Raw genomic sequence first — 26,225 nt, 5'->3', positions numbered from 1 at the left:
ATATTTTTACGATAGCTTAAGGAGGTGTATCAATGTCAAAGGGAACTCCATCAATGGGTAAAAAGAATAAAAAGACCCATATCAGATGTAGAAGATGTGGTAAAAACACTTACCATATACGTAAAAAAGTCTGTGCTTCATGTGGATTTGGTAAATCCAAAAAACTCAGGAGATACAGCTGGCAAAACAAAAAACCAACTACTAGACAAAGATTAGTATAAGTTGGTTGATTCATGAAGATTATTTCGATAATCTTCTTCAAAATACTTTTTTTTCAATTACTACTTAATTTAAATACTACTTTTTTTAGATAACTTTATTAATTATTGTTTGTTATATTAATTTAGGTATGACTAAATATTTTAGGTGACACATTATGACAGAATTAAAGGATGTAGCTCGTGAAAACGATGTCGATTTGGAAAACTGTGTTGTTTTTGTAAGGGGAAACGATGATATACTTGCTGTGGATATTTCCAACGCAGGAATCAGGCAAAGAAGTGATGATACAATGGGATTTACCTTTTCAATTTCTCCTAAACAGGCTTTGGCACTTGAAGAGTACTTCAATAAATTTGCCACAGGTGAAAAATTCTACTTTGACATTTCACAGACTGGATACAGGCCGGTATATTACAGAGGATTATCTCCAATGACCAAAGAAGTAAGCGAAGAATATGAACCTAAATTCAATATCACATTGTTTGCCCAAAAGGCGATTGTGGAACCTGATGATTCATATTTTGCTCCAACCTGTGCATGCTGTGAATTTTGCCATATCGGTTAGATAACATGTTTTCCCAAGATTTTTCAAATAAGATTACTATTACAAAAAATTCAAAAGAAAGTATCGAATTAGATCAAAGAAGGGTAAAAATACGTGAAAACAAAAATGGGTTGATGGCTGTAAGTTATCTTGCACCTGTTTTTGAAATAATGGATGTTGAGGACTTTTTTGAGGATATGCTTTCCAGTGAAAAGTTAACCATGAACATATCCGATACAGGTGAGTTCAATGTTAGTTTCAGGGGAATAGTTGATGGTAAGGGTAAAGCGCTTCCTCAAAATCTGGACCATAAAATAATTCTTTTGCAGGAACCGATCTGTCCTGAATCCATAATGGATGTTCAGTTAACTGGATTTTCAAGGTTCAGGTTCAGGGATGAAATCTCAGACAGTTAGATTTCCCCTTCTAAGGCATCCCATAGGTCAACTGCCCAGCCTTGTTTGCCGTCGATTACCATATCAAGTAATCGTACTTTTCCATCTTTAAAACGGAATAATCTGTAGTCTAGCTGTGGCTTTTTGGTGGTTCCTTCCTTGTTGCAGTCAAGATAAATTCCTTCACTGTATTCTTCTTCGAAGTTTCCAGCTTGTACGAAATCTCCAACAAGGGAATATCCATTTTTGACACTTTTGTCGAGTTGGTCTACGGTTTTTAACCATCCGCCTTGTGCTCTGAATTTTATGTCAGGGTCTATTTTAGTTATTTCTTCTTGCCAATTTAATATCATATTTACCAAATCCTTTTTTAATTTAATTTTGGTATTCCATATATAAATGGCAAGTGCGAGAGAGCATTTGGTAATCAATATATATAACTATAGTTATATATACTTATATATAAGTTTAATTTCATAACTAATAATAATATTAATTTGACTGGGCATTAATATGGATTTATTTGAAAAATTTAATATTGAAACTAAAAATGAACATTTATATGATATAGCATTTACCCACTCTTCATATGCGACTAAAAACAATTTAGATTATAACTATGAGAGATTAGAGTATTTGGGAGATTCAGTTTTAAGTCTTATAGTCTCTGAATATCTATATAAAAAATATCCTCAATATGAAGAAGGTGAGTTGACAAAAATCCGATCAAATTTTGTTTGCCAAAATGCTTTGATATATTATTCCCAAAAGTTAAAATTAGGGGATTATCTCAAAATTTCAGTTGAGGAATCAAACTTAACTAAAAATGAAGTAATTTCAATAACCGCAGACATATTTGAATCCTTTTTAGGAGCAATATTTCTTGATAAAGGTTTGGATTTTGCAAAAAAATTCATTTCCGAATGGATAATTAAGTATATTGACCAAAAAAGAGTCTTTTTTGAAGACTACAAGTCCCAATTAAAAGAATATGCGGACATGGAAGGATTAGTTATAGAATATAAAATATTGAAAGAATACGGAGTTCCCCATGACAAGACATTTATTATGGCATGTATGGTAAATGGTAAGGAAATGGGTGTTGGAAGAGGTAAAAATAAAAAAGAAGCTGAACAATCATCTTCAAAAGGTGCAATACGCAAAATGAGGATTGGGAGGAAGTAAATGAACAAAGAATCTGTTGGAAACGTTGAAACTCAATATCTCCAAATTGATGAACCTATTGAATTGGATAGTGGTAAGGTTTTAGAAGAGGTTACCGTAGCTTATGAAACCTATGGTGAACTTAACAAGGAAAAATCTAATGCCATATTGGTTTGTCATGCTTTAACTGGTGATGCACACGCAGCAGGTTGGCATAAAGGTGATAAAAAACCAGGTTGGTGGGAAATAGTAATCGGTCCAGGCAAGGCATTGGACACAGAAAAGTATTTCATCATATGTTCGAATGTATTAGGTGGTTGTAAGGGAACAACCGGCCCAAGTTCAATAGATCCAAAGACTGGAAAGCCATATGCACTCAATTTCCCTGTAATTACTATAGGGGATATGGTTCGTGTTCAAAAGAAACTCATCGACCATTTTGAAATCAGCCAACTGATGGCTGTAATTGGTGGATCAATGGGTGGAATGCAGGTTCTAGAATGGATGGTATCCTATCCTGAAATGATGAAAAAGGCAATTCCAATTGCCACAACCGCTATGTCTTCCCCTCAGCAGATTGCTTTTAATGATGTTGGCCGTCAGGCAATATTTTCAGATCCGAACTGGAATGGCGGAAACTATTATGAAACCGGCAAGCTTCCAGGTAACGGATTGTCTCTTGCCCGTATGATTGCTCACATTACTTATCTAAGCGATGAATCTATGGATATCAAGTTTGGAAGAGGTCTTCAGGACAAGGAGGAAATAAGCTATGACTTTTCAATTGATTTCCAGATTGAAAGCTACCTGAAACATCAGGGTGAAACATTTGTCAAACGTTTTGATGCTAACAGTTATTTATTTATTACAAAGGCGGTCGATCTGTTCGATTTAAGAATAAACAATTCATTAATTGATGGTTTTAAGGGTGTTGAATCAAAAGTTCATGTGATTTCAGTTGATTCAGATTGGCTTTATCCGTCCGAGCAAAGTATGGAGATTGTCAACTCTCTGAATGCGAATGAACTTGAAGTTTCATATTCTGAAGTCAAATCCAACTATGGTCATGATGCATTTTTGCTTGAAAAAGGACAATTAAATCATATGTTGTCTAAATTCCTGTCTGAAAGTATTGTTGAAGATTTGATGATGGAAAAAATTGCAACAATTCGTGAAAATGCAAACATTGAAGATGCAGCCAAATTGATGTGGGATAAGCATGTTACTCATATTCCGGTTGTTACTAGTGATTATAAGCTTATTGGTATTGTTACCAGTTGGGATGTTTCAAAATCAATTGCAACGGGAGCAGACCAGTTAAAGGACATCATGACAACAACGGTCAAGTATTGTCATGCCGATGATGCAATTGAAGATATAGCACGTATGATGAGGAAATTTGATATATCCTGTCTTCCTGTTGTTGATGAGGATATGAAAGTGCTCGGTTTAATTACAACCGACCAAATAAGTAATTTATTAAGTTAAATTACTTAAATTCTATTTTTTGATTATTTTTTGGAGTCGTTATTTTGTCAAGAAGGGAACGTTTTATCGAGGGATGTAAAAAGGGTATTCCAATTGCCTTTGGATATGTTCCGATGGGAATAGGATATGCTGCAATTGCAATAAAGGCAGGTATGACTCTCCTTCAGACAATTTCAATGTCAGTGCTGGTCTATGCTGGTGCCGGTCAGATCATTGCGGCTTCAATGCTTTTAAGCGGTGCGACTGCAATGGCAATAATTCTTACCAATTTTGTAGTGAACCTGAGGTACTTTGTAATGTCCACCTGTGTTCTAAATCAGGTTGAAAAGTCCAGTTTGCCTTTGAACATACTTGCGGCTCACGTTACCGTTGATGAGTCATTTGCAATGTTTTCCTTAAGTGAGGATTCAAACATCTGGGTATATTTGGGTATTGCAGTATTTGCATGGCTGAGCTGGATTGTGGGAGCGGGAATAGGTGTCGTTGTACTTGACATTTTGCCTGTTATCGTTACAAACAGTTTCAACATTTCATTGTATGCGCTTTTCGTTGCAATTCTTGTTCCGTCAATCAAGGAAAGCAAGCAGATTGCGCTTCTTGTCTTGATAACTGCGGTTTTAAATATTATTTTAGGTCAATTTTTGGGAAACTGGTCACTTATCGTTTCAACACTTATCGGTGCGGCGGTTGGAATGTATATCGTTGATGATGAATATATTCTTGGAGGGGATGAATGATGGATTATGTTAACTTGGTAATTTTGGGATGTGCTGTTGTGACATTCATTCCAAGGCTGATACCTGCCCTCTTTGTTGATAAACTGAACTTCCCTCCAAAGGCGGAGAAGTTCTTGAATCTTATTCCCTATACTGCCCTTGCGGCACTGATATGTCCTGGGGTATTGACAGTGGACAATCAGCTGTGGTATATAGGATTGATTGGTGCTGTTGTGGCGGCGGGACTTGCATGGAAAAAGGTTCCTTTAGGGGCAATAGTAATTTTGACAGTGGTAGTTTTGATAACAGTTTATTCGATTGTACCATTCTTTTGAGGAGATAAAATGAATATTAATGAAGCTTTGTTTATTTATATAAATCAGTTTATGCAGAATCAGACTTTGGATGTGATTATGCCGACTGTAACTCACTTTGGAGGATTCGTTTTTCTGTTTTTATTGGTGGTGGCGCTGTTAATCTTTTCAGTCATAACCAAAAGGGATACTCTTAAAAAAGTTGCAATCATAGCATTGGTGGCATTGCTGGTTTCTGATGTGATAGTTTTAGCTTTAAAAAATCTTGTTCATGAGCCAAGACCGTTCATGGCTTTGGAAAATGTTCGTCTGTTGGTTCCGGAAGATGATCCGAATTCCTTCCCGTCAGGCCATGCCGCTTCAACATTGGCTGTAGTCAGTGTCTTTTTGCTGAATATGGAGGGATTGGTCAAGAAGCATCAGATTATTATTGACATTGTTTTGGCAATATTTGCAGTCCTCGTGGTGCTTTCAAGGGTATACTGTGGAGTGCATTATCCGGATGATGTCCTTATAGGTGCATTGATTGGAATTTTTGGAGCGTTCATAGTCAACAGGTTCAAGGACAGGATTTTTGAATTTCTTAGAGTAGTGTAATCATGTACAGTGAGATTCACTAATCTTTTTTTTCAACACGTCACTTAAATTTTAAGTACTATTATAATTTTATATTATAACCATGAGTTCAATAGTAGGTCTTCAAGGAAAATTTAATGGTAATGATATTTTAGAAATGTTGAAAGCATCCAAAAACAGAGGTCCTGATGCATCGGGGGTTTTTCTCGATGATATAAAACTTGATATTGATTTGGATGAATTCAATGATGACGGAAGTTATGAAATAGCTTTCGGTCATAATTTGCTTTCCGTTTATGATACTGAGGACCGTCAGTCATTGGCCCAGCCTGTCTCAAACGGCAGTCTCGTTTTGGTTTTTGACGGTGTTTTGTACAATTTCAGAACCATCAGAAACCTTGTACAGAAGGTTGGCGTTGAGGCTGAAGTAAAATCTGATGCGGAAGCATTGCTCTATTTAATTGATTTTTACAATAAGGGAGACTTGCTTAATGCAATACAGATGGCTCAAAGACTAATTGACGGTGATTATGCATTTGCCGTTTGGGATGGTGAAAACCTTGCAATTGCACGTGACTCATTAGGGGTCAAACCGTTATTCTACTCACAAACCGAAGACCTTTGCGGTTTTGCATCAACTAGACAGGCTTTAAGTCAAGTGGGTTTTTCAGAAATTGAAACCTTAAAGCCTGAACACATACTATTTAACTGGCAGGATATAGCTCCGGCACAGGCATTATATGAAAAGATCTTTGAAGGTGACGTAAGTAAAATAGACAAGCTATTAAAGTTAAGTGTTGCCACAAGGGTTGAGGAATTATATGAGGTTGGTGTAATATTTTCAGGTGGTGTCGACAGTTCATATCTGGCATTGTTTTTAAAGGAAATATCCGAAAACATTGGCCTTAAGATAAAACTCTATGCCGTGGGCAGGGAAGGCTCCCATGATATTGATGCCGCCAAATATGCAGCAAAATTCCTTAATCTTGAGCTGGAGATATGTGAGATAACCGAAGACATGGTCAGAGAGGCGTTGCCTGATGTTGTAAGGGCAATCGGAGATGACAATCTCATGAAGTTGGGTGTTGGTCTCACAACTTATTTTGCAACAAAAATGGCTGCTGAAGACGGTATAAAAGTTGCAATTTCCGGTCAGGGTGCAGATGAGCTTTTCGGAGGATATAAAAGATACCTTAAAAGCTTCGTCGACGATACACTGAATTATGATATAAGGGAGGACATCTCAAACATGTATCATGTAAACCTTGAAAGGGATGATGCATGCTCAATGCTTAATTCAGTAGAATTGAGATTGCCTTTCCTGGATGAAAAGTTAGTGGAGCTGGTTTTGAATATTCAGGACAACAAAAAAATTGTTTCAATGCATGATGAAATGCGAAAAAGCATTTTAAGGAAACTGGCCTTTGAGGAAGGGCTTGACTATGAAATAGCATACAGGCCAAAGAAGGCTGCCCAGTATGGAACCGGCATCGACAAGATTTTAAGAAAGAAAATTTTGAAGGATACTGATATATCCAAATTTCTAGAATGATTATTTGTTTGGAATATCCATTCATTAATATGAAATTGAATTGCAGATAATTTTTTTACCATCACTTCTTTTTTTCTAATTTTTCTTTAACTTTATTAATGTAAAAAAACATAATAAATATATTATTAATTATTAGGAGTTTATGTTTATGTCAATCGAAAAAGATGCAGAAGAAATAATAGAAAAATTCTCAAAAATATTGGAAGACATTCCAGATTCAGACGAAACCTGGTACATTACCGATAACTTAAACTTAACACGTGAAGACAAGTCCAAAGAGAAAAATCCAGAAAAAATATTAAGAAATGCTAATATTGACAAAGATGGAAATTTAATTGTTAAAAGAGCAGATTGGACTAATTAAGAGTGATTTTATGAGAATCAATTTAGTTATTGAACTTATGGATACTCCAGGACAATTGGTCAAGGCATTGGAACCAATCAGGAGTCTTGGCGGAAATCTCGTAACCGTTATCCATAAAAGAGATTACAAAAATGAAAATGGCAATGTTCCGGTTCAACTAACAATTGAAGGTGAACAGGAAGATTTAAAAAATATTGTTGAAAGATTTGAGGAATTGGGATTCACCATTATCGAGATGGATGGTGTTGTTAAAAAGGAAAAGATTACAACAATTTTCTTTGGACACATTGTAGATCAGGACTTAAGGGACACCATGGATAGAATCAACGATTTGGAAGGTGTAGTAATCGTTGCATTTGATATCAAACTGGATGGTGAGGATAAATCCACAGCATTAATTAATATCGAAGCTGATGTCGGTAAAAAGCAAATAGTCTTTGACAGAATTGCTGAAATTGCTGAGGAAAAGGAATTGTTAGTAATTAATGAGGTATAGTGATTATTATGGATGAATGTAGAGTTATTATCATGGGATTTGGTTCAGTTGGCCAAGGTGTCGCCAATGCACTTTCCATGAAAAGGGATTTAATTAAGGATAAAACTGGAGTCAATGTTAAAGTTGTTGCTGCAGCTGATTCATCTACATCTGCAATATCTCAAGATGGATTGGATGAAGAATTGCTTGTCAAAACCAAAAAAGAAGAAGGAAAATTATCTGCATATCCTGAATTCGGGTCTGATATTAATGGTGCAGATGTTCTTGATGCTGTTGAATACGATTGTCTTATAGAAGCAACTCCTACTAATATCGTTGATGCAGAACCTGCATTATCATTAACATTCAAAGCATTTGAACAAGGTAAAGATGTAGTAACTTCAAACAAAGGACATTTGGCTTTAAAATTCAGGGAAGTTGTTGATGCAGCAGAAAAAGCAGGCGTTGAATTCAAGTATGAAGCGAGTGTCGGAGGATCAATGCCAATCATCAATTTTACTAAGGAAACTCTTTCCTCATGTGATATAAAATCAATCAAGGGTATTTTAAACGGTACTACAAATTATATCCTATCAAGGATGACTGCTGAAGGTTCAGAATATGAAGTGATCTTGAAAGAGTCACAGGAATTGGGTATTGCAGAAACCGACCCAACACAGGATGTTGAAGGTATTGACGCAGCCTGTAAGACAGTCATCTTGGCAAATTCCCTTTTGGGTATTGATGCAACCTATAGCGACGTTAAGGTTGAAGGTATTTCAAAAATCAACTCCCAGGCTATTGAGCTTGCCAAAAAGGATGATTACTTAATCAAACTGATAGCTGAAGTATCTCCTGATAATTTGCAGGTATCTCCTCGTTTGGTTAAAAGAGGAAGTTCCTATGATGTAAGCGGAACTTTAAACATGGCTACAATCAAGACAGATTTGGCTGATGAAGTTTCAGTAATTGGTCTCGGAGCAGGTTCACTTGAAACTGCTTCAGCGATGTTGACTGACTTAATTAGTATTTTAAAAACAAAATACTAATTTTTTATACTTTTTTTGATACTATGAAATATGTAATTTTTATTCCAGATGGTTCCAGTGATTATCCTGTAGATGAATTGGACGGTAAAACTCCATTGATGGTAGCTAACACTCCAAATATAGACAAATTAGCTAAAATGGGTTTTGGAGGATTTACCAATAACGTGCCTGAACAGTACACTCCAGGTTCAGATGTTGCTAATATGAGCATCTTCGGATTCAATCCTGAAGATTTCTATACTGGTCGTGGACCTTTAGAAGCAGGCAGTGAAGGAATTCCTACATCTCATGAAGACGTAATATTCAGATGCAATACAATTTTCAGTGAAAACGATTCAATGGATGACTTCAATGCAGGCCACATCTCCACTGAAGAGGCAGATGAGCTGATGAAAGGGCTAAATGAGTATTTCACCGAAAAGTATCCTGACTTTAAAGGCAAATTTTATACCGGTGTAAGTTACAGACACCTCTTCATTTACTCATGCGACAGCGTGGAGGATGCAAAAATCTTGTCAAGCATCAAGACAATGCCTCCTCACGATATTTCAGGAGAAAAATTGGTTGATAACCTATTTGGTGATTGTGAACTTGCTGAAGAAATCCAGAAAATAATGTTTGAAGCAAGAGAATACCTCAAGGATCATGAGGTCAACCAGAAAAGGGAAATTCCTGCAAATATGGTATGGCTTTGGGGACAGGGCGTAACTCCTAAATTGCCTAATTTTGAGGAAACCTACGGCATAACAGCTTCTGTAATTACCGGTGTTGACTTGCTTAAGGGTATCGGTAACTTTGCAGGCATGAATATTGTAAACGTTCCTGGAGCAACCGGATACTTTGATACCGACTACAAGCAAAAAGGTGAATATGGTATCAATGCATTAAAGGAAACCGATTTGCTGCTGATTCATATTGAAGCGCCTGACGAAGCGGGCCATGCTCAAAATACTGAAGAGAAAGTCAGGGCTATTGAAAGAATTGATGAATTTATAGTCGGACCTATAATCGAAAGTTTAAAAGGTCAAGAATTTAGAGGTGCAATACTTCCTGACCATCCAACCCCTATAAGCGTTGGAACACACACCCGTGACAATGTGCCGATAATCATCTTCGATTCCGAACGTGAAGGTGACGAATGTGAATCATTCGATGAAGAGGGCGTTAAAAAAGGTTCACTTGAATTCAAAAAAGGACACTTATTAGTTCAAAGATTGATTGATGGAGATTATTAAAATGAAAGTAATGCTTGTAAATGGAAGTCCAAACAAAAACGGATGTACCTACACTGCACTCACCTATGTTGAACAGACATTGAACGAGGCAGGAATTGAAACCGAGATATTCTGGATTGGAACAAAACCTATAATTGGATGTACAGCTTGCTCAAAATGTTATGAGACCGGCGAATGCACATTCGACAATGATGTAGTTAACGAATTTGTGAAAAAAGCCTATGATGCTGACGGATTCATATTCGGTTCACCTGTATATTATGCGGGAGCTGCCGGAGCCATGACTGCATTCATGGACAGGGCATTCTATTCAAACTCACATGGAACCGGCGGTGAGGCATTCAAGCACAAACCGGCTTCAGTAATATGTTCCGCAAGACGTGCAGGAACAACCGCAACTTATGACCAGTTGAATAAATATTTGGGAATTAGTCAAATGCCGATTGTATCATCATTCTATTGGAACATGGTTCATGGAAACACTCCCGAAGAGGTCGAACAGGACGCTGAAGGTCTTGCAACCATGAGACAGCTTGGAAGAAACATGGCATTTTTCCTGAAATGCATTGAAAGCGGTAAAAAAGAGGGACTGGTCCCTGAAGAAGAACCGAAAATTGCTTTCAACTTTATAAGATAACTTATGAATTTATTTAAAACTCCCGAAGGTTACTTGTATTCAAACAGGGCACTGCTCTACCTATTTCTACCATTGCTGGTGGAGTATGCCTTGGAATTCTTTGTAGGTCTGGCCGATTCAATCATGGTTGCATCACTTGGTGAGGCGGCGATTTCAGGAGTTTCCCTTGTTGACTTTTTGATGCAGTTTCTTATTTTTTCATTTTCAGCCCTTGCAACTGGTGGAGCCGTTGTGGCAGGTCAGTATTTGGGCGATAAACAACTGGATAAGGCACAAAATTCTGCCACTCAGCTTGTATGGTTTTCAACAATCCTGTCAACTCTTCTGATGATTGTTGTCATTGCTTTAAGGCATGTTCTGATTTCCGTTCTCTTTGGACAAATCGAAGCTGATGTGTGGCACAATGCAGATATTTATCTATATATTGTTGCTTTGTCAATCCCGTTCATTGCAATGTATAATGCGGGAGCGGCAATTTTCAGAACAACCAATGACGCATCCCTTCCCATGAAGATCATGCTTGTATGTGATGTATTGAATGTTATAGGAAATGCAATATGCATCTACCATTTGGGATGGGACGTTACAGGTGTTGCGATTCCGACAGTAATCTCAAGGGTTATGGCGGCACTTGCGGTATTGTACTTCGTTGCTGATGAAGACTATAAGCTCCATATCAAAAGGACATTCAAGCACAGATTTGACAGGTCAATGCTTAAAAAGGTATTGAAGGTCGGCATTCCATACGGAATTGAAAACGGTTTGTTTCAGCTGGGAAGGATATTGATTTTAAGCCTGGTTTCAACATTCGGAACAATGGCGATAGCGGCCAATTCAGTCGGATATGCTATTGGAATTTTTTCAGTTTTGCCAGGTTTTGCAATCAATCTAGGTCTGACTGCAATAATATCAAACTGTGTAGGTGCAAACGACTATGAACAGGCAAGATACTACAATAAGAAATGTTTGGCAATTGTTTTCATATCCCATTTCATAATCAACATGGTGATTTTTGCGATTTTCCCATGGGTTCTGGGAATCTACAACCTCTCGGCCCAAACCGCTCAAATGGCAACTGAAATGGTATTCTGGCATGGAGTTTTTGCAATAGTGATTTGGCCACTGTCATTTACCGTGCCTGCAACATTCAGAGGGGCGGGAGATTCCAAAACAGTAATGTACATAAGTCTGATTGTAATGTTTACATGCAGAATCGCATTGTCCTATGTGATTGCGGACTGGTTGAATGTGGGAGTCTTTGGAACATGGATCGCAATGTTTGTCGACTGGTATGTAAGGGCAGGAATTTACATTTACAGATATCTCTCGAACAAATGGACAGAATATAGGGTGGTTTGATGAGACCTAAAATAACATATAAGAATACACATAAATTTAGTAAAAAGGAACTTGAGGATCTTTTTTTGTCAGTTGAATGGTCTTCAGGTGAATATCCTGAAAAGCTGGTCATAGCGATGAGGAATTTCAATACAGTCTTTTCAGCATGGGATGGTGAAGATCTGGTCGGACTGATCAGCGTAATGGATGATGGCATCATGAACGCATATATCCACTATCTGTTGGTAAAGCCTGACTATCAGCTTAAGGGAATTGGAAAGGAATTGGTGGAAAGGGTTAAAAAGCATTATGATGATTATTTAAGAATAGTGGTGATTTGTGAAAACAAGAACGTAAAGTTCTATGAATACTGCGGATTTGAAAATGAGACCGGCAAATCCCCATTGTTCATAACAGATTTGGAAAACTAGGTGTTAAGATGGTACTGTTTAGAGGAGATATCAAGTGCAAAAGTTTACAGAGAAGAACATCAATAAGTGTGATTTTACCGGCGGACAACATTCATTTCCTTAATGATTCAGAGGAAATCGTTCCTCAGCCATATAAAACACTGTATCTGCTTCACGGGCTCTACGGCAGCGATGACATATTCCTTGCAAACACATCCATTCAGAAATTTGCAGAAGACCATGGAATTGCAATTGTGATTCCCTGCGGTGAGAACAGTTTCTACGTCGACAATGAAAAGGCCCATGCATATTATGGTGAGTACGTAGGTCAGGAATTGCTGGACATTACAAGAAACATTTTTCCATTGTCACACAAACGTGAAGACACATATATTGCAGGGTTTTCAATGGGAGGTTATGGGGCTGTCAGAAACGGTTTGAAGTACTCTCACAACTTCTCAAAAATAGGGATGATTTCAGCTGCACTCATAACCGATGATATTGCCGATTATGTAAGTGACAGCAATGTTCTGCGTTCAAGGGATTTCTATGAGTCAATTTTCGGAAATCTGGATGGAATAAAAAATTCTGATATGGATCCTAAATTCCTGATTGACAACTGTGAGGATCTTCCGAACATTTTCATGGCCTGCGGCAGGGATGATTTCCTGTTTGATAAAAACACTGATTTTTATGAATTCTTAAAATCCAGGGATGTTGATGCCACTTTCATACAGGGTGACGGCGAACATACATGGGAATTCTGTGACCGATACATCAAGGAATTCATTAATCTACTGGCTGGAGGCGATTAGATGAAGTTATGTCCTAAGTGTGGTGCGGTGTTGAGTGAAGTCATCGGTGGCTATTTGTGCCATGAATGCGGTGGCGGAATGTTTGGAGAGGATGATGTTATCACTCCAAGATGCCCATACTGTGGTGAGGAATTGGGAAGCCTTGGAAATGATGATTTCTTTTGTTTTTATTGCTCACAAGATGTTAGAAGGGATAGTGCGGTTTTCAGTAAGGATATTGATTTTGATGATGACTTTGATTTTGAGGAACCTGATTATGATTCAATGGTCAACAATGGAGATTCAATCTGTCTCAACTGCACCTACTGGAGCGTAAGTCCTTACGGCGCTTCACATGGAATGGTCTGCAGGAGGGGTTATCCAACCGACGGGCCTGGAGACTCATGCGGCGATTTTGTACAGTCACACAGTTTTGCAAGTTATGGTGATGATGGCCAGTACCAGTTCAATGAAACGTCAAGGGACATTTCAAACAAGCTTTATCACTGGAAAAACAATAGGTGAGAAATTAGATTTCTTCACCTACAATGATTTTAGCTTCCAATGGAGCGGTTACAAACTCTTTGATATCTTCACCGAATGCAATGAATTCCGGTGTTTGCATATGTGCATCAAGTGCTTCTTTTGATTCCCATTTCTCGAAAAACATCAGGGAATTGTCCAAAACATCCTGGAATAGACTGTATGATATGTTTCCGTCGTGTTGTCTTGAAGCATTGATTAATACTTCCGCCCTGTTTATTACTTCTTCAATTTTTTCTTCTTTTACTGGCAATTTTGCATTAACGATTATCATTTTTTCACCTTTTGGTAATAAGGGGTATTAAGATTTAAACATATTAATTTTTTCATTCGAAATCAATTTTATTACTCGATTAAATTTTTATATATCATGAGTTACTAAAATTATAATATAATTAATGGAGAGGATTTTTCTGACAAAGTATATTATTATAACTGGTGGGGTAGTAAGTTCCATAGGTAAAGGTATCACATCCGCATCTATGGGTAGAATTTTAAGATCATATGGTTTAAAAGTTTCAGCTATTAAAATAGACCCGTATCTGAACTGGGATTCTGGAACACTCAATCCATACCAACACGGTGAGGTATTTGTAACTCATGACGGTATGGAAACCGATTTGGATCTTGGACACTATGAAAGATTTTTAGATGTGGAACTTGATGGAATGGCTAATATCACAACTGGTAAAGTTTATGAATCTGTCATCGCCAAAGAAAGAGAAGGAGGATATCTTGGAGAATGTGTACAGGTTATTCCTCACATTACCAACCGTATCAAAGAGATGATTCGTGCCAATTCTGAAAGCGCTGACTATGATGTGGTTTTAGTTGAACTCGGTGGTACTGTCGGAGATATTGAAAGCCAACCTTTCCTTGAAGCCTTAAGACAACTCAGAAATGAGGAAGGCAGAGAAAATGTTATGTTTGTCCATGTTACATTTATTCCCTACCTAAATGCAGCTGGAGAATTCAAAACAAAACCAACTCAGCACTCTACCAAAGAATTAAGAAGTGTCGGTATAAATCCTGATGTAATTGTATGCAGATCACAGGTTCACATTGACGATGGACTTTTGGCTAAAGTAGCACATTTCTGTGATGTTGATGTCGATGCAGTGGTAAACACTCCTGATGCCGGAACAATCTATGAGGTTCCATTGGTTTTAGAAGACAAAAACATCGGTGAGTTGATAGTTAAAAGAATAGGTCTTGATATTGAAGCTGATTCATCAAAACTTGATGACTGGGCAAAAATTGTCGATTCATTAAGAATCACTGATCCTGAAGTTACCATCGGTATCGTCGGTAAATATGTTGAGCTTGAAGATTCATATATCAGTATCCGTGAATCCCTCTTGCATGCTGCCGCCAATATTGGTGTTAAGGCCAATATCAAATATTTAAGCTCTGACGTTGAAGAGCTTGACAAAGATGCATTGGCTGAATTTGATGGTATTCTCATTCCTGGAGGATTCGGAGAAAGAGGATTTGAGGGTAAACTTGATGCCGTTGACTATGCCATTGAAAACAATGTTCCGTTATTCGGAATCTGTCTTGGTATGCAGTCTATCGTAACCCAATTTGCAAGAAGAAACGGATACCCTGATGCAAACAGTTCAGAATTCGATGACAATCTGGAATTCCCTGTTATTGACATGATGGAAGAGCAGAAGAAAATCAAAAACATGGGAGGAACCATGCGTTTAGGTTCATACGACTGTAAGATTATTGAAGGAACCAAAACCTATGATGCATATGGCGAAACAGATATTGAGGAACGTCACCGTCACAGGTATGAATTCAACAATGACTACAGGGAAGACCTGCAGGAAAAAGGTCTGATAATTTCAGGTACAAGTCCTGATGACTTCTTGGTTGAAATTGTTGAGCTGCCTGATCATCCATGGGCTATTGGTTGTCAGTTCCATCCGGAATTCAAGTCCAGACCTAATAGGCCACACCCATTATTCAAATCATTTTTAGAAGCTATTTACGAGCATTCTAAAAATTAATTTTTTCTTTTCTATTTCAATTTTTCAAGTCAAAAGCAATTTTGCTTTCTTATTTTCTATTCTATTTATATATCTGTAAATATAATCTTATCATCATGATTATAAGTAGTATTTTTTTAATTCAAATAGTAATGGCAATTTTATTTTCGATTTTAGCGGTAATTTTTGATATTAAATTTCACATTGTTCCCGAGAAGCTGACCTATGGGCTCCTGATTTTTGGGCTGGCATCAAACCTTATTTTGTCCTTGATTACAAATAACATTAAATTCATTTTAGCTTCATTTATTTCAATGGTTATTACATATGTCATTACTTATCTGTTATGGAAATTAAAAATGTGGGGTGGTGGTGATGTAATTCTATTTACTGCTATTGCCACAGTAATACCAAACGGTCTTAACATAGACTTTTTGAATGTTTTTCCGTTGCTGTCAGTATATCCCTTTTCATTTAGTGTAGTTGTCAACAGCATTCTTGTATCTTTTCCGTTTTTGGTGATATTTCTGACCCGTCTTTTTATTAAAAATGGGGTATTCAGTGATGATCCTACAAACGTGATTGCTTTGCTGAATATTTCCACATTGAAAACTCTGATTCACAACACTCTTAATAAAACCATTCCTATTTCAGATTTAAAGGAAGGAAATATTGTAAATAATTATTATTTCGATAATGAATATATAATTTCACTTATAGAAGAGCAGGAAGGTAACCTGGAAGTTTTCAAAAGCAAGGATAAAGAACATGGTAAATACTATTTCAAGTCAATGAGTGCAGGGGGAATCACAAAGCAGGAGATGTATCTAATCAAGATTCTATATGCTCAGGGTTTTATCAGGAAGGACATATCGGTTAAGTTTTCATATCCCTTCACTCCGGCAATATTTGCAGGTTTGCTCATTGCGGTATTTTATGGGGATATCATGATGATTTTTACCAAAAACCTGTTTTTGGGGATGATATTATGAGAGACAACGGAGGACAGGTTGCCCTTGAATATCTGCTGATATTCACAATATCTCTGATACTTTTGATCGTCTTTACATTGCCTTTGTCTGAATTGACTGTAAAAAATACTTTGGATGTATCCGATACTCTTGATGTCAAATCGGATTTGTCAAAAATCGCACAGGCTGTCAAGAAAGTATACGGACAGGGTCAGGGGTCAAGACAAACTGTTGATATCGTCTCCTCAAAGGATGTTCAGGTCAATGTTGCAAACAACTGTGTTTCGTGCACTTTGAAGTTAAAGGACGGATCAAGCAAGGTCGAAAAGATATATTTCAAGTCAACACTTCCAAAGTCAACATTATACATAGGTAAGGGTGAAAATTCAATTGTCGTAGACTGGCCGATTGACAGTGAAAACATGCAAATCTATTCTAAATAAAGCATTTTGTACAAAGTTTTTTTAAGTATTACGATTTAATATTTAAATGATATTGTTAGATGGCGTGTGAAAATATGGATGTTATAACTGCAATTATATATCTAGTTTTATTTATTATAATGATGGTTTTTGTTTTTTCAATAGGAATGTTGAGACAATACATGCCAAAACGTGAAATACTTCTCGTGCTTGCAGTTGCGTTCCTGATCGGTTCTATTGGAGGGGCCTTTTTCCTCCAGCCTATATATCAGGAATTGCCTAACATGGCGAGTGTTGTTGAACAGAGCATGCCTAATAATGAAGAGACACTGTACCTTGATTTATCATCTTCAGTCGACACGAATCAACTCAGGAGTGAATTGTCCGGAATGGAGGGTTTCAAATCATTTGACGAAACATCTATCACGATTCCGATGTGGCATTTCAATGAGATGGAACGTGACTATTTTGAATCGATTGTTGGAAACATCAATACGAACTATAAGAATTACAATATAACCGAAGATAAAATCGTGATTGAACTCGAAAAGAATTTCACTTCTTCCGATGCATTAAAATCATTTTCTGATTGGTATAAATTGGTTTATGGTGAAACAATTTCTTATGCACAAATTCATGCTGTTTTAGTGATTGATTCCACTCAATTGGATGAATTTGAACATGCTTTGCTTCAAAAGGGAATTGTAGCAAGTGACATTGACGGACCTGTCCATGACAGCCTTAACAAAACTAATTCCACAATGTTGGGAAATATTGAATTTACATTGGTCTGTGGGGTTGTAGGTGTTATTGTGGCAGTAATTGGAATATATATGGATTCCGTTGTTCCGGCCTATAGAAGATTTAGAAAATTCATGAATAAGAAACGTAAAAGATAAAATGGATGTTGCGATTTTATTTTCAGGTGGTAAAGATAGTACTATGGCTGTTTATGCCGCTATAGAAGCGAAAGAAGATGTAAAATATCTTCTTTCCATGAAATCCAAAAACGATGAGTCATACATGTTTCATGTTCCCAATATTCATATAACCGATTTGCTCTCACAGGCACTTGATATTCCGATAATGTCTGTTGAAACCGATGGTGTTAAGGAAGAGGAACTCAAAGATTTGAAGGCAGCTTTTTTTGAACTTAAGAATTTGGGTGTTGAAGCCATATATACCGGGGCACTTTATTCCCAGTATCAAAAGTCAAGAATCGAAAGGCTTGGTGAAGAGGTGGGATTAAAGATAGTTTCTCCATACTGGCATGTGGATGAGCTTGAATACATGCGCAAAATCGTTTCATTGGGTTTCAAGATAATGATTTGTGGAGTCGCAGCCTGGGGATTGGATGAATCCTGGCTGGGCCGCATTATTGATGATGAAACAATTGATGAGCTTGTCAGGCTTAATGAAAAATACTATGTTGATATTGCATTTGAAGGTGGTGAGGCCGAAACACTGGCCATTGATGGACCCATCTTTAAAAAAAGGCTTAATATATTAAAATATAAAAAGGAATGGCATCTTGACAGTGGTGTTTTCATTATCGAAGATGCAATTTTGGAAGATAAATAATTATATATTCATTTCTTTGAAAAATTCACGAACTTCTTCCTGGAAGCTTTCTATGTCACTTTCATTTATAATGATCTTATCTGAAAGTGCAATCACGCTTCCTATACCGAAGTTTAGTTCCTGTTCATCTCTTTTTTTGAATACATTGTAGTCTGTAGAATCGTCTTCTCTTTGTCTAAGTTTCAGTCTTTCAAAGCGTAATGCAGGATTTGCAACGACTGAAAGAATAATGAAATTGTCGAAATTGTCTTTGAACATTTCAACTTCAAAATGGCTTCTAATGCCTTCTACAATGATTAGATTGTCAACTCCTTCATCTTGAAGTTTTTTGATTTTTTTTATTGTCAGTTCGGATACGATATAATCGCCATGTTCTGCCCTTAAGTTTTGAGCAGTTTCTTTGGTACCTTCTCCTCTTTTTTTAGCTTCTTCACGTATGATGTCTCCCATACTTACGATGATGGCACCGTTTTCAGTTGCAACATCTGAAACTATGCTTTTTCCTGAACCTGGCATTCCAGATATTCCCATTATTTGCATTATATTCACTCTTTTATTTTAATTTGCTCTAAGGATTCCTTAAGATTTTCTTCATTATCAAATTCATTTACTAATTCTATCAGGACTGACTTGTCTTGGGTTTTTAGGTCTTCAGCTATCTTTGTCATGAATGGTATTGCACGAACAATGTTGTCCATTATTGAGACATCGGACATTTTTGATGTCCTTGAAAGAGGGTTCAAATCAATTGTCAAAATGTTTTTGCCACTTTTCTTTAATATTTCAGCTCTGTCTCCATCTTCTAATGGTATCAATATTGTATCTGCACTGTAGATGCCGGTTTTACTTGCGGAAGCCCTTGCATTTTTAATATCATTCAAATATTCAATATCGTCATCCAATGAACCTAAAATGTTTTTATAGCCATGATCTTTATACAGTTGGGTTATTATTTTGACCCTGTCATCTGTTCTGTAAAAGAGATTTATCTCAATTTTTGCATTTACTGTCTTTGCAAGTTCAATTATTTCATCACATGCCAGTGCGGTAGCATTTCCATTAACTGATATTACTGGATTGTTTGATAAAAGAAGTGCCGCCACTGCAACATACATTGCTCTTTTTGCAGGGTATGTGGTTCTTTCACCAATCAGGTAATCAAAAGCTTCACCTCTTCCATGAGCTATCATTGCTGAATCTGCAAGATAACCTTCCTTTGATGCTTTAACTATCTTATCTCTTAAAAGTAATGACTCATAACGGGGATGTGATTTTGGTATCATGTTATTTCTCCTATTTCAAATCAATTGTCATCTGTGATAGATATCCTAAAAATGTTGTTATCAATAGTGTAATTATAAATGTGGAAAGTATATGTAAGGGATAATTTCCTATTGTTGGAGTGTGTACATTCGGTAAAATGAATGTGATGTAATCTAAAATAACGTCTATTACAACAAAAACTATTCCAACCAGTATACCTTCTACAACTTCATTTGTGTCTATGTTTCTGATATAAATAATTCCGAAAAATCCAGTTACTATGATGGTGATTATCGGTACAATAATATTCACATGTGGAAGGTTTGAATTAAATATCGGATTAAATAGAGCTGATAAAAATGTTGTGATAATCCATATAACAATTCCTAAAATTATTGCTAATTTAATTTTCATATTCAAACCTTAAAATATTATTAATTTATATTTATTTAATTTGAGGTATTAAATACTTTTCTAACAAATATTTTGAATATTGTTGTTAGTTTTTTTTTTAAAAATAGTTAATTTAGAATGTTAGGTAGGTAAATATATTTTTAACTACCTAACTACTTGTTTTACAAGCTTTAGAGAAATGAATTTTAAAATTTGGCTGTTTTATCTATCTCTCAGTTGACTACAATGTAGTCAATTATATTATTTGATTTTTGCCATATATAAATGTTATTATATTTTATAAAAATTCAATTATACTTTATTAATAACGTTTATATTCAATTATTGATAAAGTTAAATTGAATGATGCAAGATTACAATTTTGAAGAATATTTGAGAAAAACGCTTTCCAATTCAATAAGTTCACAAAATCCGTCAGAAGCTGCCAAAAAGGAGGCTCGAAAACTATCTCCATCATATTTTGCTGATTTAAAGGAAAAGCTATTGATTGAGTATGAAAACAAATCTCTTGGAGATGTGATGGATTGTAAAAAGGTTAAAACATCATATGGTGATGTATTGAAGATAACCAAGGCCGAAAAAATTGATTTTGACCTTGAAGACAATAATTTCAAAGAGCAGATGAATTGTAACTTAAAGCTATTGCCGAAAATCGGTTTGAAAACAGAGGAAAACCTGAAAAAGAAAGGTTACACCACTATTGAATCACTTAAGAATCATGACAAATACGGTGATGTGGCAGCAAAATTCATTGACAAGTTTGATGGGATGAGTTACTGTGAGATAATCGATTTGTTGGATAACAATAAATATTCCAAGAAGTGCAGGGACAATGTGCTTAAAAGCATAAGCTTGACTGAACCTGAAAACTTCAAATTCATGGATATCGAAACCAAGGGGTTGTCTAATGTTCCTATAATACTTATAGGTGTGGCTGAAATCAAGGGAAATGAGATTGTTGCATCACAATATTTCCTAAGGGACTACACTGAAGAGGCAAACATAATCGATGCGTATTTAAGTCACCTTGATGAGGATTCCGTGCATGTTACATTCAATGGAAAAACATTTGATGTACCTTTCATAAAAAATAGATGTATGTACAATCGCATTGATGCCGATTTGGACCTTGCACATCTGGACCTGATGTATTTTGCAAAAAACCTCTGGTCCGATGAGCTTCCCAACTGTCAATTGCAGACTATAGAAAGGGAACTTTTCGGCATTGAACGTGAAGGAGATGTTCCTGGCCAGTATATTCCTGGATATTATGATACTTATTTGGATGAAGACAATATAGGGCCTGTCGTGCCGATTATTGAGCATAACGCACAGGATATTATTTCGCTTGCAAGCTTTTTAGAGAAAATGTATAGGGATGTAAATTAAATGGGATTATTTGACAGATTTAAAAAAACCGATTCAAAAAAGAAAGAAAAGCCTAAAAAGGAAAAGGTCATTCCCGATGATTTGGAAATAGATGAAGATCAATTGGTACTAAAGGAAATTGCAACAAACAGCAAGGATAGGTATGAAAGGGCAGCTGCAGCTGACCAGATTACTGACCAGTATGTTGCGCTGGACTTATCAAAAAACATTAAGGACCGTGCCATAAGGCTTATTGCAATAAACAAGGTTAGGGATGAAAGACTGTTGCGTGATGCGGCTGAAAACTCACAGTTCTTTGACGTGAGAAGTTTTGCATGGGAAAGGCTCGGTGAAAACAACAAATCAATTGCCGAAGTGGTAATCAACACCAAAAAGAATCCTCAGGTGGATGAAATCTTTGAAAAGGTAGTGGATGAAAAAACCCTAGCGTGGATTGCAAAGGACGCCCAGGATAAAAGGTACAGGAATGCTTCAGTGGAAAAGATTGAGGATGCCAATGTATTGTATGACCTGGTATTTGAGGCAAGTGACAAGTCCATCAGAAGGGCATGTGTTGAAAAGGAGACATTCGTAAGTGAAGATATTCTTCAAAAGGTTGCCATTGGGGATAAGGATGAATCGGTAAAGATGGCGGCTGTCAAAAAGATTAACAATGAGGATAATCTTGCAAATATTGCACTAACAGAGGATAATGCTAAGATACGTTCAGTCATTTTCGATAGGATTGATGATGTTGATATCCTGCGTAAGATTGCATTGGATTCCAAAAAGTCGGATGTAAGGCTTGATTTGGTTAACAAACTAAATGATGATGAACTGCTCAAACAGATTGCCCTAAACGATGATGACAAGATTGTAAGAAGTGAAGCCGTTAAAAAGATAGATGATGAAAAAGTGCTTCTTGAGGTAATAGCTAATGATGATGACAGGTTTGTCCGTCAAATTGCAGTAAAAAATATAACCAATCCTCAAGAGCTTATAAGAATTGCCCTTGAAGATGATGATCAGTTCGTGAGAAATCATGCCATAACAAATCCCGCAATAGTCAGTGAAGATGACTTTAAATATGTTGCAATCAATTCGACTCATGAGGAAGTGGCAAATGAGGCCCTAACACACATTGTCGATGAGAAGAACTTCATTGAAATTCTAAAGAATGCCAAAATAGATTCCGTAAGTAAGGCCACACTGGACAATATCACTGATTTGGAAACATTGATTAGAATAGTTCTGGCCAATGAGGATGAGGAATTTTCCCTAAAGGCACTGAATAAGATTAAAGTTGAAAAGTGTCTTTTAAAGATTTATCAGCAGGGTATTTCTGAAAATATTTCAGTTAGAGCAGTATCTTTGATAAAAGATCAGAAAATGCTGACCGATATTGCAAGAAATGAGGAATTGTGGAGAATTCGTGAAATTGCAGTTAAAAAAATTGTAAGTAAAAAGGTCCTCAAGGAAATTTCAATTAATGATGAGAATGAGTATGTACGGGAAGTTGCAAAAAAGAGAATGAATCTATCTTAATTTAGAATTGAAAGAGATTGATGTTTTGTCTTTATAGTTCTTTAATTTTTCCCCAACATTATTCTTTTTTTCGTGTTTAGATTGCTTTTTAGATTGAAATTGGGTGAGTTTACATTAATATGGTTTTTTTCATTAAATTATAAATATAAGTTAAACCTAAAAAATTATTTGGTGATAAGAAGATGGAATTAATGAAAGAACTTTCTTTAGCACCAGGAGTATCAGGTTCTGAAGAAGAAATTGTTAATATTATTACTCGTGAATTAAAAGATGTGGCTGATAAAATCGAAACTGACAGTATGGGCAATGTTATTGCTACCAAAAAAGGTCAAAAAAAGGCTCCTACTGTAATGTTGGCAGCACACATGGACGAAATAGGTTTAATGGTTAAATACATTGATGATAATGGATTTATTATTTTTACAACAATAGGTGGAATCAACGACCAGATGTTAATGAATCAAACCGTGACAATTCATTCAACTGTTGGTGAACCTGTAGTTGGTGTAATAGGCTCAAAACCTCCTCATGTAACAAGTCCTGAAGAAAGAAACAAGATTGTCAAATATAAAGACATGTTCATTGATATTGGAGCAAAGGACAAAGAAGAAGCAGAAAAAATGGTGAAAATTGGAGATAAAATCACATTCAATTCAATTTTTGCCGAATATCCAAACAACAGGGTCATGGGAAAAGCACTTGACAATCGTGTAGGCTGTTATGTGATGATGGAAGTTCTTAAGAGAGTTGACACCAGAGCTACCGTTTATGGTGTAGGTACCGTTCAGGAAGAAGTAGGTCTTAAAGGTGCTAAAACTGTCTCATTTAAACTAAACCCTGACCTCGCATTTGCACTTGATGTAACCTTGTCTGGGGACCATCCTGGAATCAAAAAGGATGAGGCTCCTGTTGTGATGGGTGAAGGTCCTGCTGTTATCCTTGCTGATGCAAGCGGTAGGGGAATATTGACTCAGGATTCAGTTAAAAACTTGCTTATCAAAGCGGGTGATGAAAATGACATTCCTTACCAATTGGAAGTAAGTGACGGAGGTACCACCGACGGTACAGCAATCCACTTGACTCGTGAAGGAATTCCTACTGGTGTTGTATCAGTACCTACCCGTTATATACACACTCCTGTAAGTGTATGTAGTATGGATGATGTTGAAAACACCATCAGGTTAATTACTGAAGCTATAAACAGTTTATAGCTTTTAACTTTTCTTTTTTTTGATTAAATAATATTATTTATAAATTAAACTCTTTTTGTGACTTATATAGTTTGAATTTCATATTTCTATCTGGTGATTAGATGTCAAGAACAGTCATACAGTTGAAGTGTGAAAATCCAAGTGAAAGTGAGAAGATTATCCAAAAGATTTTGAGTTCCTATAACTACAAACTGGATGAAAATAATGGTGAAAAATTCTATAAATGCGGTGTAGGCTTTTTAACTGCTCCTAAATTTATTAAATATACATTTGACGGCAATAATTTGACTTTGGAAGGATGGGTTCGTGCCTTTGCATTTGGAGGGGAATCCGAACTGAAAGGCGTTCTTGCAGCTGTTCCAAAAAGATCCTGCAGAAAAACCTTGGAGGACATTCAAAATAATTTAAATGCCACTGATGTTGATGGAGATATTGTAATTACTGCTGAGGAAAAGAGTCATACTCTGGCGACAGTTTTGGGTTTTCTTTTTGCAATTCTGATTCCAATAATTGGTTTGATTTTTGGAATATATCTTATGACACGTAATGACAGTGAAAATGCCAAAAAGTATGGAATAGCCATCATTCTTTTGGCAGTCATTATTTGGGGAGTGTCTAGAATGTTGTTGATGGGATAATATTATCCCTTTTTTTATTATTTGAATCGGTCGTCTGATTTTTGTGATTTTGCCTTTTGGTGCTTTGTTTCAAACCAACCGATTCTTAAATCATCTATTGTGTCCTCGTATAGCTGTGGAACATATGGTTTGATGTCAAGAAGGGGTGTTCCGTCAAGGATGTCCACATTTTCAACGTAAACTTTATTTCCTTCGACCTTATTTACTTTTACAACACTCATTCCGATACGGTTTGGCCTTTTAGGTGATCTTGTTGCAAAGACTCCATGGGTATTGTTGTCCATGAATGGCTTTACTTCAAGCATGTATCCCTCTACCTTGTGAAGCAGGTATATTAAATGTACATGTGAAAAGCCGTCAAGGTCTTTTAATCCATCTGCATATTTGTCCTTGATTTCTATTGTTCCTTTTATTCCTTTTGCCCCTGTAGGTTGAATTGGCATTCCTTCAATTTCCTTAAATTGTGTGTGGACTGTACCAATTGATTCTAATTCGATGTTCATATCTATTATTATCATGTTCATGATTATTAAATGTATATTTTTTACGATATGAACTAATTTCGGTAATCGATAAAAAAAGTCTTTATTCACTGTAAACCGAAACATTTATATGCAATTCGATATAATATACAATTGTCAAAATTAAATGAGGTGAAATGATATGCAACTTAGTGCAAGAAATCAATTAAAAGGAAAAATTACTGGAGTGGACAAAGGTGCTGTAATGGCAAACATCAAAATTGAAGTAACTGAACCAAATACCATTACTGCAGTTATCACTAAAGAATCTGCTGAAAAATTAGGTTTAAGTGAAGGTGATGACGTAACCGCTATCATTAAATCCACTGAAGTTATTATTGGAAAATAGGATTATTATCTTAAAAATGCGAGAATGCCTCGACTTCTGTAAGTCGAGGATGAATCGCAAATTGGGTGTACTTTTGTTAACTATCTGATTTAAATAGTTATTTTTTTTAAATAAGCTTATTTTATAATAACT

34 protein-coding genes are annotated in these 26,225 nt (G+C 36.2%); 28 read left to right on the top strand and 6 right to left on the bottom strand.

Translation table 11 applies throughout. The annotated features are described in order from the left end of the window. The first annotated feature begins 32 nt into the window (after positions 1 to 32). From QZV03_RS02780 to QZV03_RS02770, 3 genes are all read left to right on the top strand, one after another. Positions 33 to 221, top strand: coding sequence for a 50S ribosomal protein L37e (locus tag QZV03_RS02780; RefSeq protein ID WP_292804605.1), 189 nt, complete (start codon positions 33 to 35; stop codon positions 219 to 221). A gap of 155 nt (positions 222 to 376) precedes the next feature. Next, positions 377 to 787, top strand: coding sequence for a hypothetical protein (locus QZV03_RS02775; protein ID WP_296874187.1), 411 nt, complete (start codon positions 377 to 379; stop codon positions 785 to 787). A 5-nt stretch (positions 788 to 792) separates the two neighbouring features. Further along, complete coding sequence (locus tag QZV03_RS02770) at positions 793 to 1,182, top strand: hypothetical protein (protein ID WP_296874186.1); 390 nt, start codon at positions 793 to 795, stop codon at positions 1,180 to 1,182. Here QZV03_RS02770 and QZV03_RS02765 read toward each other — a convergent pair. Beyond that, positions 1,179 to 1,514 (bottom strand): hypothetical protein, encoded by a 336-nt coding sequence (locus tag QZV03_RS02765; RefSeq protein WP_296874185.1) that lies wholly within the window; start codon positions 1,512 to 1,514, stop codon positions 1,179 to 1,181. The two genes, QZV03_RS02770 and QZV03_RS02765, sit on opposite strands and share 4 nt — an antisense overlap. A gap of 160 nt (positions 1,515 to 1,674) precedes the next feature. On the opposite strand from QZV03_RS02765, the gene rnc reads away from it, so the two are divergent. The 15 genes from rnc (at position 1,675) to QZV03_RS02690 (ending at position 13,798) form a co-directional block, all read left to right on the top strand. Beyond that, a complete protein-coding gene (gene rnc, locus QZV03_RS02760; RefSeq protein ID WP_296874184.1) occupies positions 1,675 to 2,346 on the top strand; it encodes a ribonuclease III in 672 nt (223 codons plus the stop codon). Continuing rightward, positions 2,347 to 3,813 carry a homoserine O-acetyltransferase gene (locus QZV03_RS02755; protein WP_296874183.1) on the top strand — a complete coding sequence of 489 codons (1,467 nt, stop codon included), beginning with the start codon at positions 2,347 to 2,349 and terminating at the stop codon, positions 3,811 to 3,813. A gap of 44 nt (positions 3,814 to 3,857) precedes the next feature. Next, complete coding sequence (locus QZV03_RS02750; protein ID WP_296874182.1) at positions 3,858 to 4,550, top strand: AzlC family ABC transporter permease; 693 nt, start codon at positions 3,858 to 3,860, stop codon at positions 4,548 to 4,550. Further along, positions 4,547 to 4,864 carry an AzlD domain-containing protein gene (locus QZV03_RS02745; protein ID WP_296874181.1) on the top strand — a complete coding sequence of 106 codons (318 nt, stop codon included), beginning with the start codon at positions 4,547 to 4,549 and terminating at the stop codon, positions 4,862 to 4,864. The genes QZV03_RS02750 and QZV03_RS02745 overlap by 4 nt, the downstream gene beginning before the upstream one ends. Before the next feature lie 9 nt (positions 4,865 to 4,873). After that, positions 4,874 to 5,440: a phosphatase PAP2 family protein gene (locus QZV03_RS02740; protein WP_296874180.1), complete on the top strand. Its 567-nt coding sequence runs from the start codon at positions 4,874 to 4,876 to the stop codon at positions 5,438 to 5,440. A gap of 82 nt (positions 5,441 to 5,522) precedes the next feature. Continuing rightward, positions 5,523 to 6,971: an asparagine synthetase B gene (locus QZV03_RS02735; RefSeq protein ID WP_296874179.1), complete on the top strand. Its 1,449-nt coding sequence runs from the start codon at positions 5,523 to 5,525 to the stop codon at positions 6,969 to 6,971. A 148-nt stretch (positions 6,972 to 7,119) separates the two neighbouring features. After that, on the top strand, positions 7,120 to 7,335 hold the full coding sequence (gatC, locus tag QZV03_RS02730; protein WP_296874178.1) for an Asp-tRNA(Asn) amidotransferase subunit GatC: 216 nt from the start codon (positions 7,120 to 7,122) through the stop codon (positions 7,333 to 7,335). A gap of 10 nt (positions 7,336 to 7,345) precedes the next feature. Further along, positions 7,346 to 7,831, top strand: a complete 486-nt coding sequence (locus QZV03_RS02725; RefSeq protein ID WP_296874177.1) for an amino acid-binding protein — start codon at positions 7,346 to 7,348, stop codon at positions 7,829 to 7,831. A gap of 8 nt (positions 7,832 to 7,839) precedes the next feature. Next, complete coding sequence (locus tag QZV03_RS02720; RefSeq protein ID WP_296874176.1) at positions 7,840 to 8,859, top strand: homoserine dehydrogenase; 1,020 nt, start codon at positions 7,840 to 7,842, stop codon at positions 8,857 to 8,859. Between the two features lie 23 nt (positions 8,860 to 8,882). After that, positions 8,883 to 10,094 (top strand): cofactor-independent phosphoglycerate mutase, encoded by a 1,212-nt coding sequence (locus tag QZV03_RS02715; RefSeq protein ID WP_296874175.1) that lies wholly within the window; start codon positions 8,883 to 8,885, stop codon positions 10,092 to 10,094. Position 10,095: 1 nt separating this feature from the next. Next, positions 10,096 to 10,731: a flavodoxin family protein gene (locus QZV03_RS02710; RefSeq protein WP_296874174.1), complete on the top strand. Its 636-nt coding sequence runs from the start codon at positions 10,096 to 10,098 to the stop codon at positions 10,729 to 10,731. A gap of 3 nt (positions 10,732 to 10,734) precedes the next feature. After that, positions 10,735 to 12,090 (top strand): MATE family efflux transporter, encoded by a 1,356-nt coding sequence (locus tag QZV03_RS02705; RefSeq protein WP_296874173.1) that lies wholly within the window; start codon positions 10,735 to 10,737, stop codon positions 12,088 to 12,090. Beyond that, complete coding sequence (locus QZV03_RS02700) at positions 12,090 to 12,500, top strand: GNAT family N-acetyltransferase (protein WP_296874172.1); 411 nt, start codon at positions 12,090 to 12,092, stop codon at positions 12,498 to 12,500. The genes QZV03_RS02705 and QZV03_RS02700 overlap by 1 nt, the downstream gene beginning before the upstream one ends. Positions 12,501 to 12,508: 8 nt before the next feature. Beyond that, the gene (locus QZV03_RS02695; protein WP_296874171.1) at positions 12,509 to 13,294 is read left to right on the top strand and encodes an alpha/beta hydrolase family protein; all 786 of its coding nucleotides are present in this window, start codon (positions 12,509 to 12,511) and stop codon (positions 13,292 to 13,294) included. Then, on the top strand, positions 13,295 to 13,798 hold the full coding sequence (locus tag QZV03_RS02690; RefSeq protein WP_296874170.1) for a zinc-ribbon domain-containing protein: 504 nt from the start codon (positions 13,295 to 13,297) through the stop codon (positions 13,796 to 13,798). 4 nt (positions 13,799 to 13,802) lie between these two features. Here QZV03_RS02690 and QZV03_RS02685 read toward each other — a convergent pair whose 3' ends face one another. Further along, positions 13,803 to 14,090, bottom strand: a complete 288-nt coding sequence (locus QZV03_RS02685; protein ID WP_296874169.1) for a putative quinol monooxygenase — start codon at positions 14,088 to 14,090, stop codon at positions 13,803 to 13,805. A 124-nt stretch (positions 14,091 to 14,214) separates the two neighbouring features. Here QZV03_RS02685 and QZV03_RS02680 point away from each other — a divergent pair, with 124 nt between their 5' ends. The 5 genes from QZV03_RS02680 (at position 14,215) to QZV03_RS02660 (ending at position 18,784) form a co-directional block, all read left to right on the top strand. After that, a complete protein-coding gene (locus tag QZV03_RS02680; RefSeq protein ID WP_296874168.1) occupies positions 14,215 to 15,831 on the top strand; it encodes a CTP synthase in 1,617 nt (538 codons plus the stop codon). A gap of 131 nt (positions 15,832 to 15,962) precedes the next feature. Beyond that, entirely contained in the window at positions 15,963 to 16,802 is an 840-nt protein-coding gene (locus QZV03_RS02675; protein WP_296874167.1) for a prepilin peptidase, read from the top strand. Then, on the top strand, positions 16,799 to 17,224 hold the full coding sequence (locus tag QZV03_RS02670) for a hypothetical protein (RefSeq protein ID WP_296874166.1): 426 nt from the start codon (positions 16,799 to 16,801) through the stop codon (positions 17,222 to 17,224). The genes QZV03_RS02675 and QZV03_RS02670 overlap by 4 nt, the downstream gene beginning before the upstream one ends. Before the next feature lie 119 nt (positions 17,225 to 17,343). Beyond that, positions 17,344 to 18,102, top strand: a complete 759-nt coding sequence (locus QZV03_RS02665; RefSeq protein ID WP_296874165.1) for a hypothetical protein — start codon at positions 17,344 to 17,346, stop codon at positions 18,100 to 18,102. A 1-nt stretch (position 18,103) separates the two neighbouring features. Further along, complete coding sequence (locus QZV03_RS02660; RefSeq protein WP_296874164.1) at positions 18,104 to 18,784, top strand: TIGR00289 family protein; 681 nt, start codon at positions 18,104 to 18,106, stop codon at positions 18,782 to 18,784. On the opposite strand, the gene QZV03_RS02655 is transcribed toward QZV03_RS02660, so the two are convergent. From QZV03_RS02655 to QZV03_RS02645, 3 genes are read right to left on the bottom strand one after another with little or no spacing between them, the layout of a single operon-like run. Further along, positions 18,785 to 19,324, bottom strand: a complete 540-nt coding sequence (locus QZV03_RS02655; protein ID WP_296874163.1) for an AAA family ATPase — start codon at positions 19,322 to 19,324, stop codon at positions 18,785 to 18,787. It lies immediately after the preceding gene. Positions 19,325 to 19,329: 5 nt separating this feature from the next. Continuing rightward, positions 19,330 to 20,067 (bottom strand): phosphopantothenate/pantothenate synthetase, encoded by a 738-nt coding sequence (locus tag QZV03_RS02650; protein ID WP_296874162.1) that lies wholly within the window; start codon positions 20,065 to 20,067, stop codon positions 19,330 to 19,332. 10 nt (positions 20,068 to 20,077) lie between these two features. Further along, positions 20,078 to 20,359 carry a hypothetical protein gene (locus QZV03_RS02645; protein WP_296874161.1) on the bottom strand — a complete coding sequence of 94 codons (282 nt, stop codon included), beginning with the start codon at positions 20,357 to 20,359 and terminating at the stop codon, positions 20,078 to 20,080. A gap of 444 nt (positions 20,360 to 20,803) precedes the next feature. Here QZV03_RS02645 and QZV03_RS02640 point away from each other — a divergent pair, with 444 nt between their 5' ends. The 4 genes from QZV03_RS02640 (at position 20,804) to QZV03_RS02625 (ending at position 25,223) form a co-directional block, all read left to right on the top strand. Further along, on the top strand, positions 20,804 to 21,850 hold the full coding sequence (locus QZV03_RS02640; protein WP_296874160.1) for a ribonuclease H-like domain-containing protein: 1,047 nt from the start codon (positions 20,804 to 20,806) through the stop codon (positions 21,848 to 21,850). Beyond that, on the top strand, positions 21,851 to 23,374 hold the full coding sequence (locus QZV03_RS02635; RefSeq protein ID WP_296874159.1) for a HEAT repeat domain-containing protein: 1,524 nt from the start codon (positions 21,851 to 21,853) through the stop codon (positions 23,372 to 23,374). 182 nt (positions 23,375 to 23,556) lie between these two features. Further along, positions 23,557 to 24,585: a M42 family metallopeptidase gene (locus QZV03_RS02630; RefSeq protein WP_296874158.1), complete on the top strand. Its 1,029-nt coding sequence runs from the start codon at positions 23,557 to 23,559 to the stop codon at positions 24,583 to 24,585. Positions 24,586 to 24,686: 101 nt separating this feature from the next. Beyond that, positions 24,687 to 25,223 (top strand): hypothetical protein, encoded by a 537-nt coding sequence (locus tag QZV03_RS02625; protein ID WP_296874157.1) that lies wholly within the window; start codon positions 24,687 to 24,689, stop codon positions 25,221 to 25,223. Between the two features lie 17 nt (positions 25,224 to 25,240). On the opposite strand, the gene tsaA is transcribed toward QZV03_RS02625, so the two are convergent. Continuing rightward, positions 25,241 to 25,726 (bottom strand): tRNA (N6-threonylcarbamoyladenosine(37)-N6)-methyltransferase TrmO, encoded by a 486-nt coding sequence (gene tsaA, locus QZV03_RS02620; RefSeq protein WP_394350673.1) that lies wholly within the window; start codon positions 25,724 to 25,726, stop codon positions 25,241 to 25,243. A gap of 160 nt (positions 25,727 to 25,886) precedes the next feature. Here tsaA and QZV03_RS02615 point away from each other — a divergent pair, with 160 nt between their 5' ends. Beyond that, positions 25,887 to 26,093 carry a molybdopterin-binding protein gene (locus tag QZV03_RS02615; protein WP_296874155.1) on the top strand — a complete coding sequence of 69 codons (207 nt, stop codon included), beginning with the start codon at positions 25,887 to 25,889 and terminating at the stop codon, positions 26,091 to 26,093. The last annotated feature ends 132 nt before the right edge of the window (positions 26,094 to 26,225 follow it).

The organism is uncultured Methanobrevibacter sp., from assembly GCF_902788255.1.
Lineage (GTDB): Archaea > Methanobacteriota > Methanobacteria > Methanobacteriales > Methanobacteriaceae > Methanocatella.
The sequence above is the reverse complement of the archived record's forward strand: the minus strand, read 5'-3'. Positions and strand labels throughout refer to the sequence as shown.

Bases quoted from the DNA above. Each gene is read 5' to 3' on its own strand.
- QZV03_RS02625 (WP_296874157.1), top strand. From the start codon at position 24,687: ATGTCAAGAACAGTCATACAGTTGAAGTGTGAAAATCCAAGTGAAAGT.
- QZV03_RS02705 (WP_296874173.1), top strand. From the start codon at position 10,735: ATGAATTTATTTAAAACTCCCGAAGGTTACTTGTATTCAAACAGGGCA.
- QZV03_RS02770 (WP_296874186.1), top strand. From the start codon at position 793: ATGTTTTCCCAAGATTTTTCAAATAAGATTACTATTACAAAAAATTCA.
- QZV03_RS02740 (WP_296874180.1), top strand. From the start codon at position 4,874: ATGAATATTAATGAAGCTTTGTTTATTTATATAAATCAGTTTATGCAG.
- QZV03_RS02665 (WP_296874165.1), top strand. From the start codon at position 17,344: ATGATGGTTTTTGTTTTTTCAATAGGAATGTTGAGACAATACATGCCA.
- QZV03_RS02765 (WP_296874185.1), bottom strand. From the start codon at position 1,514: ATGATATTAAATTGGCAAGAAGAAATAACTAAAATAGACCCTGACATA.
- QZV03_RS02675 (WP_296874167.1), top strand. From the start codon at position 15,963: ATGGCAATTTTATTTTCGATTTTAGCGGTAATTTTTGATATTAAATTT.
- QZV03_RS02745 (WP_296874181.1), top strand. From the start codon at position 4,547: ATGATGGATTATGTTAACTTGGTAATTTTGGGATGTGCTGTTGTGACA.
- QZV03_RS02690 (WP_296874170.1), top strand. From the start codon at position 13,295: ATGAAGTTATGTCCTAAGTGTGGTGCGGTGTTGAGTGAAGTCATCGGT.
- QZV03_RS02670 (WP_296874166.1), top strand. From the start codon at position 16,799: ATGAGAGACAACGGAGGACAGGTTGCCCTTGAATATCTGCTGATATTC.
- QZV03_RS02615 (WP_296874155.1), top strand. From the start codon at position 25,887: ATGCAACTTAGTGCAAGAAATCAATTAAAAGGAAAAATTACTGGAGTG.
- QZV03_RS02715 (WP_296874175.1), top strand. From the start codon at position 8,883: ATGAAATATGTAATTTTTATTCCAGATGGTTCCAGTGATTATCCTGTA.
- QZV03_RS02685 (WP_296874169.1), bottom strand. From the start codon at position 14,090: ATGATAATCGTTAATGCAAAATTGCCAGTAAAAGAAGAAAAAATTGAA.
- QZV03_RS02700 (WP_296874172.1), top strand. From the start codon at position 12,090: ATGAGACCTAAAATAACATATAAGAATACACATAAATTTAGTAAAAAG.
- QZV03_RS02725 (WP_296874177.1), top strand. From the start codon at position 7,346: ATGAGAATCAATTTAGTTATTGAACTTATGGATACTCCAGGACAATTG.
- QZV03_RS02630 (WP_296874158.1), top strand. From the start codon at position 23,557: ATGGAATTAATGAAAGAACTTTCTTTAGCACCAGGAGTATCAGGTTCT.
- QZV03_RS02680 (WP_296874168.1), top strand. From the start codon at position 14,215: ATGGAGAGGATTTTTCTGACAAAGTATATTATTATAACTGGTGGGGTA.
- QZV03_RS02655 (WP_296874163.1), bottom strand. From the start codon at position 19,324: ATGCAAATAATGGGAATATCTGGAATGCCAGGTTCAGGAAAAAGCATA.
- tsaA (WP_394350673.1), bottom strand. From the start codon at position 25,726: ATGAACATCGAATTAGAATCAATTGGTACAGTCCACACACAATTTAAG.
- gatC (WP_296874178.1), top strand. From the start codon at position 7,120: ATGTCAATCGAAAAAGATGCAGAAGAAATAATAGAAAAATTCTCAAAA.
- QZV03_RS02775 (WP_296874187.1), top strand. From the start codon at position 377: ATGACAGAATTAAAGGATGTAGCTCGTGAAAACGATGTCGATTTGGAA.
- QZV03_RS02735 (WP_296874179.1), top strand. From the start codon at position 5,523: ATGAGTTCAATAGTAGGTCTTCAAGGAAAATTTAATGGTAATGATATT.
- QZV03_RS02755 (WP_296874183.1), top strand. From the start codon at position 2,347: ATGAACAAAGAATCTGTTGGAAACGTTGAAACTCAATATCTCCAAATT.
- QZV03_RS02710 (WP_296874174.1), top strand. From the start codon at position 10,096: ATGAAAGTAATGCTTGTAAATGGAAGTCCAAACAAAAACGGATGTACC.
- QZV03_RS02640 (WP_296874160.1), top strand. From the start codon at position 20,804: ATGATGCAAGATTACAATTTTGAAGAATATTTGAGAAAAACGCTTTCC.
- QZV03_RS02660 (WP_296874164.1), top strand. From the start codon at position 18,104: ATGGATGTTGCGATTTTATTTTCAGGTGGTAAAGATAGTACTATGGCT.
- QZV03_RS02780 (WP_292804605.1), top strand. From the start codon at position 33: ATGTCAAAGGGAACTCCATCAATGGGTAAAAAGAATAAAAAGACCCAT.
- rnc (WP_296874184.1), top strand. From the start codon at position 1,675: ATGGATTTATTTGAAAAATTTAATATTGAAACTAAAAATGAACATTTA.
- QZV03_RS02635 (WP_296874159.1), top strand. From the start codon at position 21,851: ATGGGATTATTTGACAGATTTAAAAAAACCGATTCAAAAAAGAAAGAA.
- QZV03_RS02695 (WP_296874171.1), top strand. From the start codon at position 12,509: ATGGTACTGTTTAGAGGAGATATCAAGTGCAAAAGTTTACAGAGAAGA.
- QZV03_RS02720 (WP_296874176.1), top strand. From the start codon at position 7,840: ATGGATGAATGTAGAGTTATTATCATGGGATTTGGTTCAGTTGGCCAA.
- QZV03_RS02650 (WP_296874162.1), bottom strand. From the start codon at position 20,067: ATGATACCAAAATCACATCCCCGTTATGAGTCATTACTTTTAAGAGAT.